Annotated in this window: 17 protein-coding genes and 1 other annotated feature; of the genes, 11 read left to right on the forward strand and 6 right to left on the reverse strand. The window is 42.9% G+C overall.

What is annotated here, in order from left to right; translation table 11 throughout:
* Positions 1-3: 3 nt before the first annotated feature.
* The 3 genes from ychF (at position 4) to guaB (ending at position 3611) form a co-directional block, all read left to right on the forward strand.
* Entirely contained in the window at positions 4-1104 is a 1101-nt protein-coding gene (ychF, locus tag AC1Z3S_RS16920; RefSeq protein ID WP_265459543.1) for a redox-regulated ATPase YchF, read from the forward strand.
* Positions 1105-1186: 82 nt separating this feature from the next.
* Complete coding sequence (locus AC1Z3S_RS16925; RefSeq protein WP_461741324.1) at positions 1187-1876, forward strand: DUF1129 domain-containing protein; 690 nt, start codon at positions 1187-1189, stop codon at positions 1874-1876.
* A gap of 250 nt (positions 1877-2126) precedes the next feature.
* The gene (guaB, locus tag AC1Z3S_RS16930) at positions 2127-3611 is read left to right on the forward strand and encodes an IMP dehydrogenase (RefSeq protein WP_265459547.1); all 1485 of its coding nucleotides are present in this window, start codon (positions 2127-2129) and stop codon (positions 3609-3611) included.
* Between the two features lie 106 nt (positions 3612-3717).
* On the opposite strand, the gene AC1Z3S_RS16935 is transcribed toward guaB, so the two are convergent.
* Entirely contained in the window at positions 3718-4533 is an 816-nt protein-coding gene (locus AC1Z3S_RS16935; RefSeq protein WP_461741325.1) for a helix-turn-helix domain-containing protein, read from the reverse strand.
* Between the two features lie 173 nt (positions 4534-4706).
* On the opposite strand from AC1Z3S_RS16935, the gene AC1Z3S_RS16940 reads away from it, so the two are divergent.
* From AC1Z3S_RS16940 to buk, 5 genes are all read left to right on the forward strand, one after another.
* Positions 4707-5840, forward strand: a complete 1134-nt coding sequence (locus AC1Z3S_RS16940; protein ID WP_461741326.1) for an iron-containing alcohol dehydrogenase family protein — start codon at positions 4707-4709, stop codon at positions 5838-5840.
* A 12-nt stretch (positions 5841-5852) separates the two neighbouring features.
* Positions 5853-7175 (forward strand): aldehyde dehydrogenase family protein, encoded by a 1323-nt coding sequence (locus AC1Z3S_RS16945; RefSeq protein WP_461741327.1) that lies wholly within the window; start codon positions 5853-5855, stop codon positions 7173-7175.
* Positions 7176-7210: 35 nt separating this feature from the next.
* Entirely contained in the window at positions 7211-8095 is an 885-nt protein-coding gene (locus AC1Z3S_RS16950) for a phosphate acyltransferase (protein WP_461741328.1), read from the forward strand.
* A 12-nt stretch (positions 8096-8107) separates the two neighbouring features.
* Positions 8108-9166, forward strand: coding sequence for an MFS transporter (locus AC1Z3S_RS16955; protein WP_461741329.1), 1059 nt, complete (start codon positions 8108-8110; stop codon positions 9164-9166).
* Between the two features lie 143 nt (positions 9167-9309).
* Positions 9310-10362, forward strand: a complete 1053-nt coding sequence (gene buk / locus AC1Z3S_RS16960; RefSeq protein ID WP_461741330.1) for a butyrate kinase — start codon at positions 9310-9312, stop codon at positions 10360-10362.
* 102 nt (positions 10363-10464) lie between these two features.
* On the opposite strand, the gene AC1Z3S_RS16965 is transcribed toward buk, so the two are convergent.
* Entirely contained in the window at positions 10465-12231 is a 1767-nt protein-coding gene (locus AC1Z3S_RS16965) for a 1-deoxy-D-xylulose-5-phosphate synthase (protein WP_461741331.1), read from the reverse strand.
* A gap of 189 nt (positions 12232-12420) precedes the next feature.
* On the opposite strand from AC1Z3S_RS16965, the gene mafR reads away from it, so the two are divergent.
* Positions 12421-13848: a global transcriptional activator MafR gene (gene mafR, locus AC1Z3S_RS16970; RefSeq protein WP_483548163.1), complete on the forward strand. Its 1428-nt coding sequence runs from the start codon at positions 12421-12423 to the stop codon at positions 13846-13848.
* A 3-nt stretch (positions 13849-13851) separates the two neighbouring features.
* Here mafR and AC1Z3S_RS16975 read toward each other — a convergent pair whose 3' ends face one another.
* Positions 13852-16407: an HAD-IC family P-type ATPase gene (locus AC1Z3S_RS16975; RefSeq protein WP_461741332.1), complete on the reverse strand. Its 2556-nt coding sequence runs from the start codon at positions 16405-16407 to the stop codon at positions 13852-13854.
* A 230-nt stretch (positions 16408-16637) separates the two neighbouring features.
* Here AC1Z3S_RS16975 and AC1Z3S_RS16980 point away from each other — a divergent pair, with 230 nt between their 5' ends.
* The gene (locus tag AC1Z3S_RS16980; protein WP_461741333.1) at positions 16638-17111 is read left to right on the forward strand and encodes an RNA polymerase sigma factor; all 474 of its coding nucleotides are present in this window, start codon (positions 16638-16640) and stop codon (positions 17109-17111) included.
* On the forward strand, positions 17108-17773 hold the full coding sequence (locus AC1Z3S_RS16985; protein WP_461741334.1) for a hypothetical protein: 666 nt from the start codon (positions 17108-17110) through the stop codon (positions 17771-17773). The genes AC1Z3S_RS16980 and AC1Z3S_RS16985 overlap by 4 nt, the downstream gene beginning before the upstream one ends.
* Positions 17774-17830: 57 nt before the next feature.
* Here the strand turns inward: AC1Z3S_RS16985 and serS are convergent, their stop codons facing one another.
* The 3 genes from serS to croR all read right to left on the reverse strand — a co-directional run bounded on the left by serS (position 17831) and on the right by croR (position 21280).
* Positions 17831-19111 (reverse strand): serine--tRNA ligase, encoded by a 1281-nt coding sequence (gene serS, locus AC1Z3S_RS16990; RefSeq protein WP_461741335.1) that lies wholly within the window; start codon positions 19109-19111, stop codon positions 17831-17833.
* A 47-nt stretch (positions 19112-19158) separates the two neighbouring features.
* Positions 19159-19367, reverse strand: a binding site (T-box leader).
* A 34-nt stretch (positions 19368-19401) separates the two neighbouring features.
* Positions 19402-20601, reverse strand: a complete 1200-nt coding sequence (locus tag AC1Z3S_RS16995) for a sensor histidine kinase (RefSeq protein WP_461736161.1) — start codon at positions 20599-20601, stop codon at positions 19402-19404.
* On the reverse strand, positions 20591-21280 hold the full coding sequence (gene croR / locus AC1Z3S_RS17000; protein WP_265459560.1) for a response regulator transcription factor CroR: 690 nt from the start codon (positions 21278-21280) through the stop codon (positions 20591-20593). Before croR ends, AC1Z3S_RS16995 begins: the two co-directional genes overlap by 11 nt.
* Positions 21281-21879 lie beyond the last annotated feature (599 nt).

Genomic DNA, 21879 nt, shown 5'->3' on the forward strand with positions numbered 1-21879 from the left:
TTCATGGCATTAACTGCTGGTATCGTTGGCTTGCCGAATGTCGGTAAATCAACGTTGTTTAACGCAATTACAAAAGCTGGAGCAGAAGCAGCAAATTATCCTTTTGCAACGATTGACCCGAACGTCGGTGTGGTAGAAGTTCCTGATGAACGCCTGCAACGCTTAACAGAACTAGTGCATCCGAAAAAAACAGTGCCGACAACTTTTGAATTTACCGATATTGCCGGCATCGTCAAAGGCGCCAGCAAAGGCGAAGGTCTGGGGAATCAATTCTTAAGCCACATTCGTCAAGTGGATGCCATCTGTCATGTGGTTCGCTGTTTTGATGATGATAATATCACCCACGTCGAAGGTCGGATTGATCCTTTAGCTGATATTGACACGATTAATTTGGAATTGGTGTTGGCGGATTTAGAATCTGTCAACAAGCGCTATACTCGGGTGGCCAAAGTTGCCAAGACTAAGGATAAAGACGCCGTTGCTGAACTGGCTATTTTAGATAAAATCAAACCAGTTTTAGAAGAAGGTATTTCTGCCCGCAGTATTGAATTTACAGAAGAAGAAGAAAAATTAGTTAAGAGCCTGTTTTTGTTAACGACAAAACCAGTTTTATATGTTGCTAACGTTGCCGAAGATGAAGTGGCGGACAGCGACAGTAATCATTATGTGCAGGAGGTCCGCAATTTTGCGACTTCTGAGAATGCTCAAGTAATTGTTGTCAGCGCCAGAGCGGAAGAAGAAATTGCTGAATTAGACGATGAAGACAAAGCTGAATTTTTAGAAGCGTTAGGCATTGAAGAATCTGGTTTGGATCAATTGATTCGAGCAGCCTATGATCTCTTAGGCTTGGCGACTTATTTTACCGCCGGCGAACAAGAAGTGCGGGCTTGGACCTTCAAAAAAGGCATGAAAGCTCCGCAAGCAGCAGGGATTATTCATTCTGACTTTGAACGGGGCTTTATCCGAGCAGAAACAGTTTCCTACGATGACTTGAGTCATTATGGCAGCATGCATGCGGCAAAAGAAGCCGGCAAAGTTCGTTCTGAAGGCAAAGAATATGTCGTTCAAGACGGCGATGTTATGCTCTTCAGATTTAATGTGTAAAAACGCGGGCACTGAGGGCTATTCTATGCTAGAATAGGCTTTACGAAATCCTGTCGGCTTGTTTGTGAAAGGGGAACAAAGAATGGAACCAGAGAAGTTACGTGAATTTGTTAGCGAAAATCGTCAATGGGAAGAACAATTGACGAAACGTAACGAACAATATATCTTTGACTTAAAAAAATCAATGAATGCGGCAAATTTATCAGAAGCAGATCAGGCGGAAGCGTTGCATGACATTTTGCCCACCTTGGTGGAAGGTCAGAAAAAAGGCATCACAGCCCGTCAATTATACGGTACAGTTTCAGAATCAGTGGAACAAATTATGAACAAACCCAAAGAATCAAAAGTCAGCGCACCTGTCATGATGTGGCTGGACAATTTCTTATTATTCTTAGGAATTTTCGCTGCCATCTTTGGTTTGATGAATCAATTTGCCGCTTCCAGCAACAGTGGCAGCTTCGGCTTAGTCACTTTGATTGTCGGTGCAGCAGCTGGGGGATGGGTGATGTATTTAATGTACAAATACGTTTACCAATATGACCGTCCCGGTGCTGATAAAAGTAAAAAACCTAAAATGTGGAAGTCCATGCTCTTGATGGTGGGAGCCACACTAATTTGGTTAGTCGCCTTTACAGCTTCTGGTCTTTTACCAGCTGTCATTAACCCAGTATTAGATCCAATCGTTATGTTAGTGCTAGGTGCTGCCGTGTTAGGTTTGCGCTGGTACCTGAAAAAACGCCTAGGCATCGTCGGCATGTTCTCGATGCGTTAAGCAGGTAATAAAAATTTTATATTGAAATAGAATCCAAAATTCTTTTTTCGCAGCTGTTGAGTGGAACAACTGCAAGGAGGGTTTTGGATTTTTTTGTTGGCGACTGCTCTCTGAGAGGATAAAGCGTTTTTCCCCATGATTTCTAAAAATAGTCCTAGATTTTCATGAAAGTTTTATCGGCTTTCTTGACAAGACTTTAAAAAGCTGATATGTTTTTTGTTAAAAAATTAATAGGGAGAGGTTCACAATCATGTCAAACTGGGAATCAAAATTTGCTAAAAAAGGCTTAACCTTCGATGATGTTCTACTTATTCCAGCTGAGAGCCACGTCTTGCCAAATGATGTCAATATGGAAGTGCAATTAGCGCAGAATATCAAATTAAACATCCCTATCATCAGCGCCAGTATGGATACCGTGACGGACAGCAAAATGGCGATTGCCATGGCCCGCCAAGGCGGTTTAGGGGTTGTTCATAAAAATATGAGCATCGCCGAACAAGCGGATGAAGTTCGCAAAGTTAAACGCTCTGAAAGCGGCGTTATCATCGATCCTTTCTTCTTAACTCCAAGCCATTTAGTTGCAGATGCAGAACATTTAATGAGTCGCTATCGCATCAGCGGTGTGCCGATTGTTGAAACAATGGAAAATCGCAAACTTGTCGGTATTTTAACCAACCGTGATCTACGTTTTGTAACTGATTATCAAATTCCCATCAATGACGTGATGACTAAAGATGATTTAGTCACAGCTCCTGTCGGCACTTCTTTAAAAGACGCTGAGAAAATTTTACAACAGCATAAAATTGAAAAATTACCAATCGTCGATAATGACGGCGCATTAAGCGGCTTGATTACCATCAAAGATATTGAAAAAGTCATCGAATTTCCTAATGCAGCCAAAGATGAACACGGTCGTTTATTAGTGGCAGCAGCAGTCGGTGTGACTAGCGATACTTTTGAGCGGGCGGAGGCTTTATTAGATGCCGGAGCTGATGCAATCGTAATTGACACAGCTCATGGTCACAGCGCTGGCGTGATTCGCAAAATCGCTGAGATTCGTAAAACTTTCCCGAAAGCAACTTTAATTGCCGGCAATGTTGCCACAGCTGAAGGCACCAAGGCGTTATATGATGTCGGTGTCGATGTAGTCAAAGTTGGGATTGGACCGGGTTCGATTTGTACCACTCGGGTAGTTGCAGGTGTTGGTGTTCCTCAATTAACAGCAATTTATGATGCGGCTTCAGTGGCTCGTCAATATGGCAAAGCGATTATTGCCGATGGCGGTATTAAATTCTCTGGTGATATCGCTAAAGCTTTAGCAGCTGGCGGCCATGCCGTGATGCTAGGCAGCATGTTGGCCGGTACGGATGAATCCCCAGGTGAATTTGAAATTTATCAAGGTCGTCGTTTCAAAACTTATCGGGGCATGGGTTCCCTTGGCGCAATGGAAAAAGGTTCTAGCGACCGCTACTTCCAAGGCGGCGTCAATGAAGCCAATAAACTTGTTCCAGAAGGAATTGAAGGGCGGGTTGCCTATAAAGGCAGCGTATCCGATATTATTTTCCAAATGATTGGCGGCCTGCGTTCTGGTATGGGTTACGTTGGAGCAGCGAACTTAAAAGAATTACGAGAAGATGCCCAATTTATCCAAATGAGCGGCAACGGCTTGAAGGAATCGCATCCTCATGATGTTCAAATTACCAAAGAAGCACCAAATTATTCAATTGAATCCTAAACAGTAAACAAAAAGCTTGCAGCATAAGTTTCCTCAGACAGTCAGTTGTCGAGGAGCTTTTGCCGCAAGCTTTTTTTTGAATTTTTTTATACAGAGCAGCTCATTTTTACGAATGGGCAAGGGCATGGCGTTTCTTTTTAATATAGGAAGTCGGTGAGACGTTTGCATATTTGGTAAATGTGCGAATGAAATGAGAATCATCGAAAAAGTCCAACTTACCAGCAAGGTCTTTTGTAGTCTGGAGATTTTCCTCTTCAATTAAATTGATGGCGCGCCAAAAACGCAACACTTGAATAATTTCTTTGCTGGAGACGCCTAGAGTATCTTGAAAAATATTGCGAATTTGTCGGGCGGAGTAATTAAATTTTTCAGAAGCGGATTTTAACGAGGTGGTCTGGGAAACAGCGTAATCGATGAAATCGTAAATTAATGTCGGGCAGGAATAATAAAAAGTCGGTTGCAATAGAGTGATGACGGCTTCTGCCTGTTGGTCTAGAGGCAGGTCAAACAGCGGAATCAGCTCTTCAATTAGCTTTTGGTCGAGGTATTTATTCAAAGAAAACATTTTGTTTTTAGTATCGTTGTCAAAGCTATGGAATTTAACACTGCCTAAAGGGTTAAAACGAAGTGCGAGGTAACGATGGTTGGCTTGATAAGTAACCGTTCTTGAAATGGTATGTTTGCCAAAAAAAATCAGATTTAGTTTTTTTTCATTTGGCGGCAGTTCGAGGCAGAGGGTTTCAATCAGGTCCGGTAATAACTCAATTTGGATATCTTTTTTCCCTACGTGATAATCTTCAAATAAAATATAATTTAATTTCTCCTGCTGGGTAGGATAGTCAAAGATTTTCCAATAAGAGGCCCGGTGGGTAAATATCTTGGAGTGAAAGGGTTGCGAGAGCGTCAAAAAATCCTTCTTCAACAGAATAACCTCCTTTATCTGTTGCAATTCAATGGGGTCAAGACGGTCTTCACCTTAACTATAAGACATTAAAAAATAACAGTCAATCGAATATGTAGAAAAAATTGCCGTTTTTTACAATAAATGGATAGCGTTTTCATTTAAACTAAAAGTAAAGAATAGGAGGGGTTAAAATGATTCGATTTAGTGCACCGACAGCTATTATTTTTGGCGAAGGGGCTGTCTTAGAATTATCTGCTGAGCTAGAAAAGCTGCAAGCAAAAAGTGTGCTGGCAATCTATGACCAAGGAATTAAAAGTACGGGACTGATTGATACTATTTTGGGCCGCTTGATTGCAGAGGGCTTGACGATTTATCAGTTTGACCAAGTGATTGCCAATCCGACAGATGTCTCAATTGAAGCGGCTGCAAATGATTTTAAAGGAAAACAAATTGATGTGATTGTTGCAATTGGCGGTGGCAGTTCGATTGACAGTGCCAAAGCAATCAATGTGCTGTTAACAAATGAAGCGCCGATTCAACAATACGAAGGCATCGATCAAGTGCCTAATCCGACGGTGCCGCTGATTGCGATTGAAACGGCGGCTGGGACAGGCAGTGAAGTGACAAGCGTTTCGGTGGTAACCTGCACAAAACGGAAAAAGAAAATGGTGATTTCCGGCAAGTATACAACTCCGACAGTTGCGATTTTAGATCCTCAGTTGACGGTAGGCTTGCCGCCGCAAGTGACAGCTTCAACTGGTTGCGATGCCTTAACCCATGCGATTGAATCCTATGTTTCGACTTTAGCCAATCCATTCACGGAAATTCATTCATTAAAAGCGATTGAATTAATCTATCAAAATCTACCAACAGCGGTCAAGGATGGTCAAAATTTGACTGCCCGTTCCCGGGTTCTAATGGGCAGTACGCTGGCAGGGATGGCCTTCAACGTGGCAATTTTAGGAATTGCCCACTCGATTGCCCATCCATTAGGGGCTCATTTTAATGTTCCCCACGGCTTAGCCAACGCCATGGCCTTAGCAGAAACCGTTAAATACAATGCCCGCTTTGCCGCTGAGAAATATCAAAAAGTTGGCGTGGCAATGGGGTTAGGTGCTGATTGTCAGGCAGAAGATGTCGTCAAAGCTTTAGAAGAATTAAATGTGGAATTAAATATTCCAGCTTTAAACACGACGGGCATTCAGCGGGCTGATTTTGATATTATCGCAAAAGCTGCCATGGAAGAACCCAGCAATGATATGAATCCGGCTCCGGTCTCTTACGAAATGTTTATGGACGTGTTGGAAAAAATTTACGAAAAATAAGGAGGGAGCCTTATGATTGATCAAAAAATTTTGCGGGCCAAACAGGCGATGGCGGAAATTAGTCATTACACGCAAGAGCAGACGGATGCGTTAATCGCCGCAATTTCTGAAACAATTATCGCCAATGCAGAAATGCTGGCAAGAGAAGCGGTGGCTGAAACGAAGATGGGCCGCCTAGATCACAAAATTGGTAAAAATACAGTGGCGGGCACCAATTTGCCGACATTTTTAAAAGGTAAAAAATCGGTCGGTGTCATCAATCGTCTGCCTGAGCTGGGACTTGTGGAGATTGCCCACCCGGTCGGTGTCATCGGGTCGGTGACGCCAACGACGAATCCAACGGTGACCTCTGTCGGTAATACAGTGGTTTCCTTGAAAGGACGCAATGCGATTATTATCTCGCCTCATCCACGAGCAAAGGCCACGACTATTCATACCGTAGAATTAATGCGAGAAGCGATTGCCGCTATCGGCGCACCGAAGGATTTAATTCAAATTATCGAAGAACCCTCTCAGGAATTAACTAAAGAACTGATGAGCAAATCAGATATGAATGTGGCAACCGGCGGCCCTGGTTTAGTTCATGCCGCTTACACTAGCGGCATACCATCCTACGGTGTGGGGCCGGGGAACACGCAAGGGATTTTGACAGAAGATTTTGATGTGGCGGCTGCCGTTGAGCTGAGTATCATCAGCCGTTCCTTTGACAACGGGCTGATTTGTGCCTGCGCCCAGACGATTATTTATCCAGAAAAACGGCAGGCGGAATTGCGCCAAGAGTTTGAAAAAAGAACCGCCGTCTATTTTGATCAGCCTGCGGATGTGGAAAAAATCCGCCGTGCGTTGTTTATTGATGGGCAGCTAAATCCTGCGGTGGTTGGACAAAGCCCACAATTTATTGGTGAACTGGCGGGATTACCGATTAAGGATGAGGCCGAAATTATCGTGGTCCAAATTGAAGAATTTGGAGCTGCCGATGTTCTCTGCCAAGAAAAAATGTGTCCGGTCTTAGCGGCGATTCCGTATCGGGAGTTTGCCGATGCTTTAGAAATTTGCCAAGCCAATTTGGAGGTGGCTGGTAAAGGCCACAGTGTTGCAATTTACAGTCACGATGATGATAAAATTTTACAATTAGGTTTGGCGATGCCGGTTTGCCGCATCATTGTCAATCAACCTAGTATCGATGCAGCCGGTGGTCCCGGTAATGGCTTAAATCCAACACCATCTCTAGGCTGTGGATCATGGGGAAAAAATATTATCTCTGAAAATTTACGCTACGATCATCTGCTAAATATTTCGCGGATTGCCTACCCGTTAGCGAGGGAAACTTATTAGCTTAAAAAGTTTAATAGGTTAGAAAGGAGCAGCTTATGGTTATTCACTCCTTTGAAGAATTGCGGCAGCGGGAGCCTCTTTCAAATCAGATTCAAACAGTTGGAGTCGTCGGGGCTGAAAGTGATGGGGTACTGGCGAGTATTTTAAACTATCGCCGACACAGGCCGCTAAATATTTTTTTGATTGGTCAAAGAGAGCCGGTGGATGCCTTAATAAAAAGGCATCCCGGTTTGGATAATTTGCAAGTAGCCTATGTTGATACTTTGGAGGCAGCAGCTACAAAAGCTGTAGAGTTAGTAAAAGCTGGTCAAATCAATTTATTGATGAAGGATCAGATTGCGACAGGAAAATTATTGCAGGCTGTTGTTGCAGAAGCGGGCATAAAAAAAGCAGCACTACTTTCCCATTTGGCCGTTTTAGAAAGTCCTTATTATCCTAAACTACTTTTTTTAACGGATAGCGGAATGCTGCCGGTGCCAACAATTGCTGAAAAGATTCAATTGACTAAGACGGCTCTCGGTTTTTTAAAAAAATTAGGTTACGCCCCTTGCCGAGCAGCCATCTTAGCGCCAGCTGAGGTTGTGCAGCCGAAAATTCCAGCCTCACTGGCGGCAGCAGCGGTCAAAGAAGCGTTGCAAGAAACTCCCGATGTTTTAATAGACGGTCCGCTTTCTTTAGATTTAGCCGTGAGTCCAACCGCAGTAGCAAAGAAAAAATATCAAAGTGCGGTGGCGGGACAAGCAGACTTGTTGGTTGCGCCGGATTTGACTGCCGGCAATTTATTGGGAAAGGCGCTGACCTCTTTAGGTGGGGCCAAAATGGCTGGCATCATCTTAGGCGCTGAAGTACCGATTGTGCTGACCTCCCGGGCGGCAGCTGCTGAAGAAAAAGAAAATTCGCTTTTTCTGGCTGCGTTATAAAGGAGGGCTGTCATGAAGACTTCAAATCGATGGATTGAATTAATAGCGGGCATCTTTGTTCTATTTAATCTGGGACTGATTTACAGCTGGTCGATTTTCAGTCGGCCGCTGAATCATTATTTTGGCAATGCTTGGAGTCAGGGACAGCTGGCGCTGGTCTTCACACTTTCAATGATTTTCTTTTGCATCGGCGGTTTTTTAAATGGCCTGCTGAGAAAAAATATAAAAAAAGTTTTAGCCGGCTCGGCCCTGCTTATCAGCGCTGGTTTTTGGCTGATTTCGCTGGCGGATACTCTTTCGCTTCCGCCGTTGTATCTGCTGTACGTTTGCTACGGCGTCTTGGGAGGTCTTGGAATTGGTCTGGCCTTTAACAGTGTGATTGCCAATGTCAGCCAGAAATTTAAAGAAAAACAAGGTCTGGCTTCCGGCGCGCTATTGATGGGTTTTGGTATTGGCAGTGTCTTTTTAGGCAGTGCTTGCGAAAAAATGATTGCCACATTCGGTGTACTGCCGACATTTCGTGCGCTAAGTATTTGGATTCTGATCAATGGCTTAATCGGCGTCATTTTTTTACATGACGCTTTGCCTACACAAGCTGAAGCCAGACTGGCGACAGGTCTGGCGCCGAAACAAATGCTCAAGCAGCCCTTATTTGGCTTATATTTTATCTGGGTAACTCTAGTGTCGGCAGCCGGTTTAATGGTGATTAACGATGCTGCCAATATTGCGCTGGCGGTCAACTTGAGTGCGACGATTGGGTTATTGATGCCTGCCTTCAGCGGCATTGGCAAATTAACTTTCGGTTATCTCTATGACCGGCTAAAAAGAAGCAGAACCATGCTTTTGGGAAGTTTATTTTTAGCGGTTGGCGGCTTTTGTCTAGCTGGCGGCAGCTACTTAGGCCAAGCAGCTTTAATTATCTTAGGCTTAATTTTCCTAGGGCTGAGCTACGGAAGCGGCTCAGCAATCACGGCAGCTTTTATCAGCCAGTATTACGGCTCAAAATTTTACGCTGCTAATTACAGCCTAGCGACGTTTAATTTAGTTTTTTTCAGCACTGATTGGCCCTAGTTTAGCTGTAAAGGTTGAAGTAAATTATGGAACATTTTATCTGTTTTTAGTCATTTTATTGCTGGCAGCGTTGGCATTCGTTTTATTACTGCTTATGAAGTTTATTGAGACAAAGGGTGAAAAAAATCGAGGAGGGGAAGTCTGTGGCAAAAAAGATTTTAGCAATTAATCCCGGGGCAACATCCACCAAAGTGGCCGTCTATGACCATGATAAATTGCTCTTTTCTGATGAAGTCATTCATGACTTGGCGACAGTCAATCAATTTGAGACCATTCCTCAGCAGCTACCGTTTCGGCTGGCAACCATTCATCAAATTTTAGAAAAGCAGCATATTCAGCTGACTGATTTGGATGCGGTTGTTGGTCGGGGTGGTGCCCTGCCTCCGGTCAAGGCAGGTGGCTACTTAGTCACGGAAAAAATGATGGACTATCTGCTTTATGAGACTATCAACCAACATGTGTCTAATTTGGGAGCTGTGCTGGCTTATCAATTGGCAGAAGAAGGTCAGGCGCTGCCGTTAGTTTACGACTGTGTTTCTGTCGATCAGATGTGGCCGATTTCCCGTATTTCCGGTTTAAAGGGAATGGAGCGCAAAAGTTTGGGCCATATTTTAAATTCCCGGGCCAGTGGAATCAAATACTGTCAGCAAAATGGCTTGGATTATCAAAAGCAAACTTTGATTGTGGTGCATATGGGGGGCGGCACGACAACTTCAATTCATGTAAATGGCGAAATTGCCGATTTGATTTCTGATGATGAGGGGCCGATGGCGGTAGAACGGACTGGTGGCCTGCCGATTCACCAAGTCATCAATTGGTGTTATCAGTATTCAAAAAAAGAAATGCTGACCTTTTACAAACGGCAAGGCGGCTTAGTATCTTATTTTGACACCAATGATGCTAGAAAAATTGAGGCCCGGATTACCGATTCGCCTCAGGGAAAAGTCATTTATGATGCGATGATTTATCAACTGGCCAAAGGAATTGCCAGTTTGGCAGCGCTAGTGGCGGGTCGCGTCGATCAAATTGTTTTAACCGGCGGCTTGTCATATTCGGCCTACGTGACAGCGGCCTTAACGAAACGAATTGATTTTATTGCGCCAGTCAGCCTTGAACCCGGGGAAAATGAGTTAGAGGCTTTGGCGATGGGGGGCCTGCGGATTTTACAAGAACAAGAAGTGCTCCATGAGTTTTAACAGATTAGTAAGCGCTAGAAATAATTTACAAAAAAGACATCAGCAAGCTGACTGCCTAAAAGCAGCCGGCTCGTTGATGTCTTTTATTAGTTTATCCAGCGCTTATAAAGCAGCTAAAATATTTTGAACAATATTGTCAACGGTTAAGCCGTTTTCTGCCAATAGTTCTGCTGGATTATAACGGTCATGAAACGCTTTTTTAAGACCATAAGTTTGCACCTTCAAATCAGAATTACCGAAGAAGCCGGCGACAGTTTGACCATAGCCGCCATCTAAAAGGCCGTCCTCGAGGGTCACAACTAATTGATGAGTTTGCTTCAAGCTGTTCAGTAATACTTGATCAAGACCTGAAATAAATTTAGGATTGATGATGGTGGCATGGATTGCTGCAGTTTCTGCCAGCTTTTCAGCGACAGCTGCAGCTAATCCATAAAAATTACCGACACCAATCAAGGCAACTTGCGCCCCCACCTGTGAGATTTGATTTTTATAGAGTTGTCCGTAATCGGTTGTGTCAGGCAGGCCGGTTTCTATCAACGGGCCGACCGGCACACGAATAGCTACGGGATGTCCTGTTTGTTCGATGGACCAGTCCAGCATCGCCAAATATTCTTCCTTATTGGTTGGTGCTAGATAGACTAGGTTTGGAATATGACTTAGAAAAGGAATATCGAAAAAGCCGAGATGACTTTCATCATTCATAGCGCTGGCGGATGCCCCGTAAACTAAAATCGTTCCCGGTAAATCATTTAAGGCCAAATCATGGGAAATTTGGTCAAAGCTTCGCTGCATAAAGGTTGAATAAACCGCCCAAACTGGTTTGGCGCCATTTTTCGCAAGACCAGCTGTCATGGTTGCGGCTTGTTCTTCAGCAATGCCGACATCGACAAATTGTTTGCCGGCCTGCAAGCGTTGTGCTTGGTTGAATAAAAGCATCGGCGTACCGGCGTTGACAGCGACAACGGTTGGATCTGCTGCCATTTTTTCTAAGAGAAAGTCTGTCGTCACGCTGCTGTAAGTTGCTTCACTGCTTGCGGCAGCTAAGTATTCGCCGGTTTCTAAACTAAAAGGGCCACCGGCGTGAAATTTTTCCCGATTGGCTTCGGCATAAGAGAAGCCTTTGCCCTTCAGTGTGTGGATGTGCAGCAAGACCGGGTGCTGGCTGTCTTTAACTTCTTCAAATAAAGCAATCAAGGCAGTTAAATCATTGCCATTTTCTAAATAATAATAATCGAAGCCTAATGCTTTAAAGAAATTATCTTTAGCTTGGCCGTTGGAATTTCTTAAATCCCTGAGATTTTTGTAAAGGCCGCCAAAATTATCGGCAATGGATTGGTCATTATCATTAACGATGACAATCGTGTTGGTGTCTTGTTCAACAATATTATTCAGCCCTTCATAGGCTAAACCACCAGAAAGTGAGCCGTCGCCAATCACAGCGACGACATTGCTGGTCTCTTTTTTCAAATCCCGGGCCTTTGCCACACCGTTTGCTAAAGACAAAGAAGTCGAGGTATGACCGACGGTAAAGAGGTCGTGCTCGCTTTCTTTTGGATTGGTGTAGCCGGAAACATCATCATAGTGAGCCGCATCGGTGAAGGCTTGGCTGCGCCCCGTCAGCATTTTATGGATGTAAGATTGATGGGAAACATCAAAGATAAATTTATCTGTTGGTGAATCAAAAACATAGTGCAGGGCGACAGTCATTTCAACCACGCCTAAGTTGGGACCGTTATGCCCGCCGTGGCTGCTGATTTTTTCTAATAGCGCAGTCCGGGCTTCCACCACAAGAGCTGCCAATTCTGTTTGGCTTAATTTTTTTAAATCGCTGGGTTCTTGAATAGTCGTGATAATTTTTTCTAATAACATAAAAAAGCTCCTTTCCTTATGACTGCCATAGAATACAACTTGAACTGGACTCTAAGTCAAGCGGAAAATGAAACTTTTTTGATTTTTTTTGGAAAAGGGCGGCTGTCACTTAAAATAATTCCCAGCAACCTTCCTAATTGACCCCTCTGTCAATTACCCTTATTCTATTTGAGAAGGGGTGATTGTGTTATGTATTCCATGCTGAAAAAAATGATTACCGAAAAAGATTTGCGGCGCCAGATTTCCCTCTTGGAATTATTGCTGAATCATCCGCAAATAACCGCCAAGGAAATCGCTCAGCAGTTGAAGACGACTGAACGAACGGTTTTTTCTGATTTGCAGCTGATTCGTGAGCAGCTGCCAGCAGGCTGGCAGATTTCCGCTGACAGTCAAGGAATTCAGCTGATCTTAACGGAAAATCAGCTAGCCAATCAGCTGTGGGATTTGTTTTTGCCTCAATCCATCAGCATTCAATTGATTAAAGCCCTCTTCTTTGAAAAGGAGCTGGCCACCAGTAAATTTTTAGCAGAAAACGGCGTCTCCTTAGAAACTTTGAAACGCCATACAAATAAAATCAATCGGCAATTAAAGCCCTATGAGATTAAAATCAAAGTCTCAGCTAAAACTGCTGAGCTAATCGGAAACGAAAGCGCCGTGCGGATTTTTTTCCACCGCCTTTTGTTACCCTTCACCCATAATAATTATTTTTTTGAAGAGTACAGTATCCATGAGGGGCATTATTTTGATTATTTAAAAAAACTCAATCGCTCGCCTCTGGCTGTTGATACGGAGCAGATTTTTGGCGTCTGCTGGTTTTTTATCAATACGATTCGGGTCAAGGCCAATTGCCCGATTGACGAATTCAAGTTCAATCAAGCAGATTTTTTGTATCAACAGTATCAAACTTCTTTGGCTGCTTTGTATCAGCTAGAAGGTATTTATTTGCAGGAGGCGGAGCGTTTTTTTGCCTTTTTCTGCTTTTTAGAAAGCTGGAATTACAACAATAGCTTCGGGGCAGCGCTGGACTTAACTCAGGCTTATCCCCAGTTGGGTAACGTAGCAGAACAGTTAGCCAGTGAAATTACCCAGCGTCAGCAATTGGATTTTCAAAAAACGCAGTTAACCGAAAATCTGCTGTTACTACTTTTGAAATATAATGAATCCACCTGGCTGTCGGAACAATTCCAATTGGAGTATCAAGAACTGCTTGCAGAGCGAAAAGAACATGCTGCCAGCGATCAAAAGCTGCTGGCACTGATTGATTCAGTGGTCCATCTGGATAATCCGCTGTATTTATTAAATCTGATTTCCTTATTGGAACAGCAGGCTGTGTTTGCCGCTCGGCCGCAAGTGATGACCCTGTACTTTATTTTCCAAGGGGAGCCGGCGTGGAAAGCTTTTTTGCAGCAGGAATTGGCGGATGCTTTTGGTCGGCGGGTGAAATTAGTCAGTGTTGAAATTTCTCAGCTGACTGAGCTGAACTTTAATGAGAACGACATCGTTGTTTCTAATTTTCCTTTGGCACCTTTAGCAGTCGAAGTCGTTTATATTTCCAGTCTGCCAACCAAAAATGAACTGCGGCAGTTAACCGAGCTCACTTGGCAGCACTATTTATAAAACTTAATTCAGATCACTTGAGGTTTGGGACTGACGGCGGGTAATCCGTTTAGTCAGTCCTTTTTCGATTTCAACAATTAAAAAGAGTAAGGCAACATTGGCCAAAATAATTAATTGTTGGCCGCCACTCAAGGCAGTCGTTCCCATCCATTGCTGCATAAATGGCAGGTAAAGGACGGCACTTTGCAGCACCACTAAAATTGCTAGAGAGATAAACAGTGGTTTGTTCTGGAACAAGCCTTTATTAATCGAAGGCTCCGTCAGCTCACGACAGTTAATCATGTAAACGGCTTGTGCGACGACAATATTTTGTAATAAAATAGTCTGTTGCAGCAGCTGGCTGTCAAATTGCATAGCTAAAAAGTAGGCCGGCAGCATGATTAATAGAGATACATAGATGACTCTAAATAGACTGTAACCAGATAGAATGCCTTCATTGACAGGGCGAGGTGGCCGTTGCATAGTGTCTTGGCTGGCTTTTTCAAAACCTAGCGCATAGGAAAGGGTAATTGTCGTGACCATGTTAACCCATAAAATTTGAATCGGACTTAATGGTAAAGGCTGATTTAGTAGAAGGGCGATGATAACAATCAACCCTTGGGCTAAGGCGGTTGGTAAGAAGAAGTTAATGGTCTTCTTCAAGTTGTCAAAAATGCGGCGGCCTTCTTTAACGGCCTTAGCGATGGTATGGAAATTATCGTCGGCTAAGACCATATCAGCTGCTTGCTTACTGACCTCGCTGCCTTTAATACCCATAGCAATTCCGATGTCAGCTTTCTTTAAAGCTGGCGCGTCATTAACGCCGTCGCCGGTCATGCCGACAATCTCGCCATTATTTTGTAAAGCTGTCACAATCCGCAACTTATGCTCTGGAGTTGTCCGTGCAAAGACATCGACTTTTTTTACTTGTTGAGCTAATTCTTGATCGCTTAGATTGTCGATTTCAATACCTTGCAAAACTTTATCCGTGTGGCGCAGGCCAATTTCTTTCCCAATCGCTCGAGCTGTATCCTTATGGTCACCGGTAATCATCTTGACAGCAATTCCCGCCGCCTGACTTTCTTTGACCGCCTGAATTGCACTTTCCTTCGGCGGATCAATAATGCCGGCTAAACCGACAAAGTCTAAGTCTGTTAAATCTTCATGACTGAGTTCAGTTTTTGGAGCAACTTGTTTAAAGGCAAAGCCTAAAACCCGTTGACCTTTTTTGGCAAATTGTGTCGCTTGATTTTGCCAAGCCTGCTTTTCAGCAGTCGTTAAATTGGTTTTGTTCAGCAAGACTTCCGGCGCCCCCTTGACAAAAATCAGCGAGTGCTCGGCTTCAGCATGCAAAGTCGCCATATATTTATAGCTGGAACTAAAGGGGATTTTACTGGTTTGTGTTTTTAAACTAAGTTCTTCGCCGTGCTTTTCAACATAATGAAGCAGGGCTAATTCAGTGGGGTTCCCTTTTAAATCAGCAGCATTTTGCTGGTCAGAAAGTTTTAACTCTTGCGTATTGTTCATAATTTCCAGCATCAATGCATCATCTTGTGTGGCGGTCTCCACAACCGTCATTTCATTTTTTGTTAAAGTACCGGTTTTATCTGAGGCAATGACTGTCATCGAGCCCAAAGTTTCCACCGAGGGCATACTCTTAATGATGGCATTTTCATTGGCCATCTCCTTGACACCCATCGACAAAATCATTGTCAGGACAGCCGGCAAGCCTTCAGGAATCATCGCGACAATCAGAGCAATCATCGCAGAAAACATCAGCTGCCAGTCCATGCCATAGCGGAAGGTTGTAAAGAAAATCAAAAAGACAATCAGGGCGATAATCCCTTTGAAAATATTTTGATTCAATTGGTGCATTTTTTTAACGAGGGGTGTCGTTTGTTGTTGGACTGATTGCAAAGCTTGATTGATTTTACCAATCTCCGTTGTATCGCCAGTTTCCACGACAATTCCTAAAGCTGAACCGGCTTGAACTAAAGTACCAGTAAAGGCCATATTTTTCTGGTCGCCAGCCGGTAAGGAGTCGTTCAGCGTGGCGACATCTTTTTCCGCCGCCTCTGATTCACCAGTTAAAATGGATTCTTCAATTAATAAGTCGTGGCTCTCTAGTAAACGCAGGTCGGCCGGCACTACATCACCGGCCTTCAAGGTGACGATGTCACCTTGAACCAAATCTTCTGTCGGGACCGTCTGTTTCACGCCAGCCATTAAAATCACGGCTTCTTGCCCCATCATCTGCTTTAAACCGTCCAAAGATTCTTCCGCCTTACGCTCTTGCCAGTAGCTGACAAGACCGTTGACGATGACCACCAGTAAAATAATACTAGCTTCAACATAATCGCCGGTCGCAAATTTCAAAATTGCGGCGACCATCAAAACAATCATCAACAAATCTGTAAAATGCTTCAGAATTTTTTGCCACGTTTTCAGCTGCTTTTTTTCCGCCATTTTATTAGGGCCAGCTTTTTCTAAACGCTCTTTGCGTTCTGCCGGGGTCAAACCGCCTGCAGCTGTATGTAAATTCTCAATAATTTCTTGTCCAGGTAATTGATACCATTTCATGGACATTCCTCCTCTTTTTTTCTTGATAAGTCTATTATAGGGGGAAATGCTGCTTAGTATCAGGCGATAATTTCAGCGGGGTCTGAAATATTTGCGGCAGCTTTTGCGCTGATTTTTCCGCAAATCAGTCAGAGTTTCTTTGCTATACTTGACCTATTAGAAAAAATTTCAATTTAGACTGTTCACTTTTTAACAGTTCACTTGTTATATAGATGAAGGGTGGGGTGAGGATGAAGCTTGGGGGCTATGAGGATATTATTTTTCAATTGCTGCAAGAGGTAACTGGCTATTTAATAAAAATCGGTGCCGAGGTTGAAGATGCTAAAGATGTCACGCAAGAAACAGTGGTCAAGATGCTGGAGGTGGAGGCCGTGATTCCCCCGGAAAAAATCCGCCCGTGGTTTTATCGAGTCGCTCTGAATTTGTATTTCAATCTTTATCGGCAGACAAAACGCCGGCGGGAAATTTTACAGCTGCACTTCAATGAAGAATTTTATTCTGAAATGCCGCTACCTAATGAAGAACTAGAAACGGCCTTGAACCAGTTGGATTTAGCCAGTGCCAATCTGCTGATTTTAAAATATCATGAGGGACTCAGCCTGCAGGAGATGGCCTTTATTTTAAATCGCCCACCGGAAAGTATAAAAACGGCCTTGTACCGCAGCCGAAAAAAACTCAGACATTTAATGGAGGAATTGGGATGAACCTACAAGATCAAGAATTTAACAAATTAATCAAGCAATCCCGCAAGAAAAATTTCTGGCGGACCTTAGGCATCACGCTGGGTGTTTTAATTGTTGTGGTAATCTTGCCAGCGCTGTTTTTTTTGCAGCGCTATAATTATCCACCCTTTGGCGAACACCAAATCAGCGGTTTACAGGACAATCATGCCCGCGTGCAGGAAGGCGATTTAGGCGTTGCCAGTCTCTTATTTAATCAAAGCTATGATATTCAGTTTAATACCGATGCAAAAAGAATTAGTTTTTTTATTGAGACTTATGACCATGGCGAATTGAGTTATTCGGAACAAGTTTTTCACGGTGTCCCTGACATGAATGGTGTATTGAGTGGCACTATGAAATTTGGTATTTTGCGGGATGCCCAGACCCTTCTAATGAATTTGCAGGTGGGGGGTGCTACCATGAACTTTGAAAAACAATTTAGTGAATTAGGATTTGCAACGGATGACCAGCTAGCCACCATGTGGTATTTAGAAGAAGGTCCTTTAGAGCTGGACCAAAAGTATTATTTCTTTTATGGAAACAATACTGATCACATGCAGGGCGGTGGTGCAGAATCCTTTCAAGAAAATCTGCAGGATGAAACAATTCCGCTGGGGATTGTCTTTTACTTTATTTTAGAATAAACCAAAAACTCAACTGGAACAGGAGCTGTAACAGCCCTGGACCAGTTGAGTTTCTCTTTACGCTTCTTTTTTAATCACAGTCACGCCGCCCATATACGGCACTAAAGCTTCTGGAATCGTAACAGAGCCATCAGCGTTTTGATAATTTTCTAAAACGGCTGCGACGGTCCGGCCGACAGCTAAGCCAGAGCCGTTTAAAGTATGCAGGTAATTCACTTTATTATCGGCATCACGATAGCGAATCATTGCCCGGCGAGCCTGAAAGTCTTCAGTATTAGAGCAAGAACTAATTTCCCGATACATGTCTTGAGCGGGAATCCAGACTTCCAAATCATAGGTCTTAGCAGCACTAAAGCCCATGTCGCCAGTGCTTAAAATAATTACTCGATAAGGTAAGCCCAATTTTTGCAGAAGAACTTCGGCGTCATTGGTCATTTTTTCTAATTCTTCATAAGAATGTTCCGGGGTGCTGAATTTAACCATTTCAACTTTGTTAAATTGATGCAGGCGAATCAGCCCACGGGTATCTCTGCCGGCACTACCAGCTTCAGAACGGAAAGATGGGCTCAAAGCGGTGAAATAAACCGGTAATTGCGCTTCATCTAAAATTTCATTGGCAAAATAATTGGTCAAAGGGACTTCCGCTGTCGGAATTAAAGTCAAATCTGTTTCAGCCAGTTGGAAGACATCTTCTTTAAACTTCGGAAATTGACCGGTGCCAAACATTGATTGGCTGTTGACAATATAAGGAGTCATCATTTCAGTATAGCCCTGCTCATAGACGTGCTCATCCAACATAAAATTGTACAAAGCCCGTTCTAAGCGGGCGCCTAAGCCTTTGTAATAAACAAAGCGGCTGCCGGACACTTTAGCGCCCCGTTCAAAGTCAAGAATTCCCAAATCCTCCGCAATTTCCCAGTGGGGCTTTGGTTCAAAATCAAATTTGCGGGGTTCACTCCAGCGGCGAATTTCAACATTATCATCTTCACTTTCTCCCACAGGCACATCTGCATGGGGTAAGTTTGGCAAGGTCGTCGCAATATCGGTGATAGCTTCATCAATTTCCGCAATTTCCGTATCGAGTGTTTTAATTTCAGCGCCGACTGTTTTCATAGCGGCAATTTTTTCAGCGGCATCTTCTTTGGTCCGCTTTAATTGGGCAATTTCCTCAGATACTTGGTTCCGCTGCTTTTTCAATTCCTCTACGACAACTAATTTTTTCCGCCGAGCTTCATCCAATTCCATAAACTTGACTAAGACTTCTTCCTTCACTCCGCGGGTCTTTAATTTTTCAGCAACTTCTGTAAAATTCTGCCGTAAAACTTTGACATCTAACATTTCCATTCCTCCTCTGTAAAATAAAAAAAGCCACTCCATCCCATAAATCTTGGGACGAAATAGCTGTAATCGCGGTACCACCCAAGTTCAGCCGTAGCTGCCCTTGAAACAAAATAACGGTTGTTAACCGAGCTGACTTACTCATTGTTTTCGTCAGTGACCTTTAGAAAATGGATTCTTTTACTCCTGCTATTGGCTCGCACCTGCCGCCAACTCTCTAAAAACAGAAAATAAAGTACTAGTTTTCCAGTCATATATTAAGTTTAGTATAGTGAATTCCCACTAGCTTGTCAATTTCGAGTTTTAGGATTCTTCAATTTTTGACCCTGCTGTTTTTTAGGCAGGTGAATAATGAAAGAAGTCCATTTGTCATTGGATTGGGCGTAAATATAACCGCCGTGGAGTCCGACAATATTTTGCGAAATTGCCAAGCCCAGACCCGTGCCGCTGATTTCTTGGGAACGGGATTCATCCACACGATAGAAGCGATCAAAGAGCTGATTCAACGACTCTTTAGGAATCGGCGTGCCATTATTTTTAACGGTAATCACGACTTCATTGGGCTGCTCAAGGGCTTCAATCACGACTTGATTGGCCCCTTTGCCGTATTTTAAGGCATTGGTCAGCAAATTATTAAAGACCCGCACTAGTTTATCCGTGTCACCATCCATCATCAGATGCTCAGTATTAGAAATGACATTGATGGCAATGCCTTTTTTATCGGCCTCCAACTCAAAATCAACTGCCAATTGCTCAATCAGCTGAATCATATCAAAGCTTGTATAATTTACCGGTACAGAAGGCTGACGGACCCGCGTATATTCAAAGAGGTCATCCACTAAATATTTCATCTGTTTGGCTTTCGTGTAAGCGATGTGGGCGTATTTTTTCAAATCCTCTTCACTGTGATACTGTTGGTCCTCGATTAATCCCAGATAACCAATAATCGAAGTTAACGGTGTCCGGATATCATGGCTGACATTGGTAATCAGTTCATCTTTAGATTTTTCAATTTCCCGCTCATCTTCAATGGCCGCCGCCGTACTATCCACCAGCGCATTAATACTCAAGATAACCTTGCTTAAATCCCCCTTTAATTCAAAGGGAATTCGATGGTCATAGTTTCCGTTGGCAATATAATGCAGCTCACTGATAACATGGCGCATCTGCATCTGCCGGTAGCGACGAATCAAGCGCCAGTATACAATAATCGCATCAATAATCGCAAAGACTGGAAAAATAAAATTGCGGCCGCTGTAAAAAATGTCCGAGTTTAATTGTTCCATAAAAACATTCTTCGTGCCCCAGACAGCTCCCTCCAAATTAGGAGAGTTTTCGATGACCGCCGATAAGATGACCATAATTGCTACATTTAATAGTAGCAAAAGGACAATTGTAATAATGCCCTCTGCCAATAATTCGCTGATTTCCTTAGAGGTCAGCGTAATCCGCTTGCGTTTTTCATTTTGCTTTACGCGGCTATCTTGCATCGATCTTATAACCAACACCCCAAACAGTTTGAATTATTTTTTCCCCGTTGGTAGCTTCTTCAATTTTGTCCCGCAAATGACTAACATGGACCATAACTGTTTTCGCAGAAACAATGCTTTCTTGTTTCCAAACCCGTTCAAAAATTTCATCGGCGCTAAAGACTCGATTAGGATGGCTGGCCAACAAATACAAAATCCCAAATTCTAAGGCAGTCAATTGAATATCTTTGCCATCGACTGTTTTCACTTCGTGGGAATCACGGTTAATGATTAGCGAATTAATTTCTAACACATCCGGTTCATCCGCGGTCACCTGCATTTGCGTGCGGCGCATCAAAGATTTTACCCGCGCCATAACCTCTAAAGGATTAAATGGTTTGGTTACATAATCATCTGCACCAGCCACCAAGCCTTTGATTTTATCCATGTCAGTTGTTTTAGCAGTCAACATGATAATCGGAATTTGCGATTCCTTCCGCAGCTCTTTCACAACCTGCATCCCATCCATTTCCGGCATCATAATATCTAAAATCAACAATTCAATATCCTGATCCGTGCGAATTTTCGATAGAGCTTCTTTCCCATCATAAGCTTTGACTACTTCATAACCTTCGTTGTGGATATAAATACTCAGTAACTCAACAATTTCTTTATCATCATCTGCTACTAAAATCTTCATCAGTGAATCCTCCAATTATTCTGTTTTATTCATTTTAGCAAATAATCAAGAATAGAAGAAATTCAACCATCCGCTTTAGGAAAAAGTTTAAAAGTGCTAAGTTTAGCGTAAGAACAGAACTTAAAATATCGGCTTTTTTATTGCAAAAAGGAAGAAAAAAATCACTCTTATAGGAAAGTAAAAAAAATCTGCAAAAACTTCATTTTTTTCACAAAATTATCTTGACGGGTTCATGCTCCCGTGATAGACTAACAAAGTCGCTTAGGACAAGAGCTTCTAATTGCTTTTCAAGCAAGAAGATTCCGATGTTTTGCAGCGAGTTTCACAACTTTTATCTCAATTGAAAATACAAACTTTTCTAAAAAAACTTTTTGAAAAGTTGTTGACAATCAACTGGAAAGCTGATAAGATATAAAAGTTGCTGAAACAACAGATTCACTTCTTTTAAGAAGCTGAATCGCAACATGTAGACCTTTGAAAACTGAACAAAGCAAACGAACCAATGTGTAGGGCGTTCTTGATATTCAAGAACAAAATAAACATTGCAAGCAAAAGCTAGCAAACAATTAATGAGCTAACAATCGCAAGATTGTGCAAAC

The sequence above is a fragment of the Enterococcus sp. LJL90 genome (genome assembly GCF_056924355.1).

What these genes read in the sequence shown, in the direction of transcription:
- AC1Z3S_RS16925 (WP_461741324.1), top strand. Translation starts at nt 1,187, where the DNA reads ATGGAACCAGAGAAGTTACGTGAATTTGTTAGCGAAAATCGTCAATGG.
- AC1Z3S_RS16975 (WP_461741332.1), bottom strand. Translation starts at nt 16,407, where the DNA reads ATGAAATGGTATCAATTACCTGGACAAGAAATTATTGAGAATTTACAT.
- AC1Z3S_RS16950 (WP_461741328.1), top strand. Translation starts at nt 7,211, where the DNA reads ATGGTTATTCACTCCTTTGAAGAATTGCGGCAGCGGGAGCCTCTTTCA.
- mafR (WP_483548163.1), top strand. Translation starts at nt 12,421, where the DNA reads ATGTATTCCATGCTGAAAAAAATGATTACCGAAAAAGATTTGCGGCGC.
- croR (WP_265459560.1), bottom strand. Translation starts at nt 21,280, where the DNA reads ATGAAGATTTTAGTAGCAGATGATGATAAAGAAATTGTTGAGTTACTG.
- AC1Z3S_RS16965 (WP_461741331.1), bottom strand. Translation starts at nt 12,231, where the DNA reads ATGTTATTAGAAAAAATTATCACGACTATTCAAGAACCCAGCGATTTA.
- AC1Z3S_RS16955 (WP_461741329.1), top strand. Translation starts at nt 8,108, where the DNA reads ATGAAGACTTCAAATCGATGGATTGAATTAATAGCGGGCATCTTTGTT.
- AC1Z3S_RS16985 (WP_461741334.1), top strand. Translation starts at nt 17,108, where the DNA reads ATGAACCTACAAGATCAAGAATTTAACAAATTAATCAAGCAATCCCGC.
- AC1Z3S_RS16940 (WP_461741326.1), top strand. Translation starts at nt 4,707, where the DNA reads ATGATTCGATTTAGTGCACCGACAGCTATTATTTTTGGCGAAGGGGCT.
- AC1Z3S_RS16980 (WP_461741333.1), top strand. Translation starts at nt 16,638, where the DNA reads ATGAAGCTTGGGGGCTATGAGGATATTATTTTTCAATTGCTGCAAGAG.
- serS (WP_461741335.1), bottom strand. Translation starts at nt 19,111, where the DNA reads ATGTTAGATGTCAAAGTTTTACGGCAGAATTTTACAGAAGTTGCTGAA.
- AC1Z3S_RS16995 (WP_461736161.1), bottom strand. Translation starts at nt 20,601, where the DNA reads ATGCAAGATAGCCGCGTAAAGCAAAATGAAAAACGCAAGCGGATTACG.
- ychF (WP_265459543.1), top strand. Translation starts at nt 4, where the DNA reads ATGGCATTAACTGCTGGTATCGTTGGCTTGCCGAATGTCGGTAAATCA.
- AC1Z3S_RS16945 (WP_461741327.1), top strand. Translation starts at nt 5,853, where the DNA reads ATGATTGATCAAAAAATTTTGCGGGCCAAACAGGCGATGGCGGAAATT.
- guaB (WP_265459547.1), top strand. Translation starts at nt 2,127, where the DNA reads ATGTCAAACTGGGAATCAAAATTTGCTAAAAAAGGCTTAACCTTCGAT.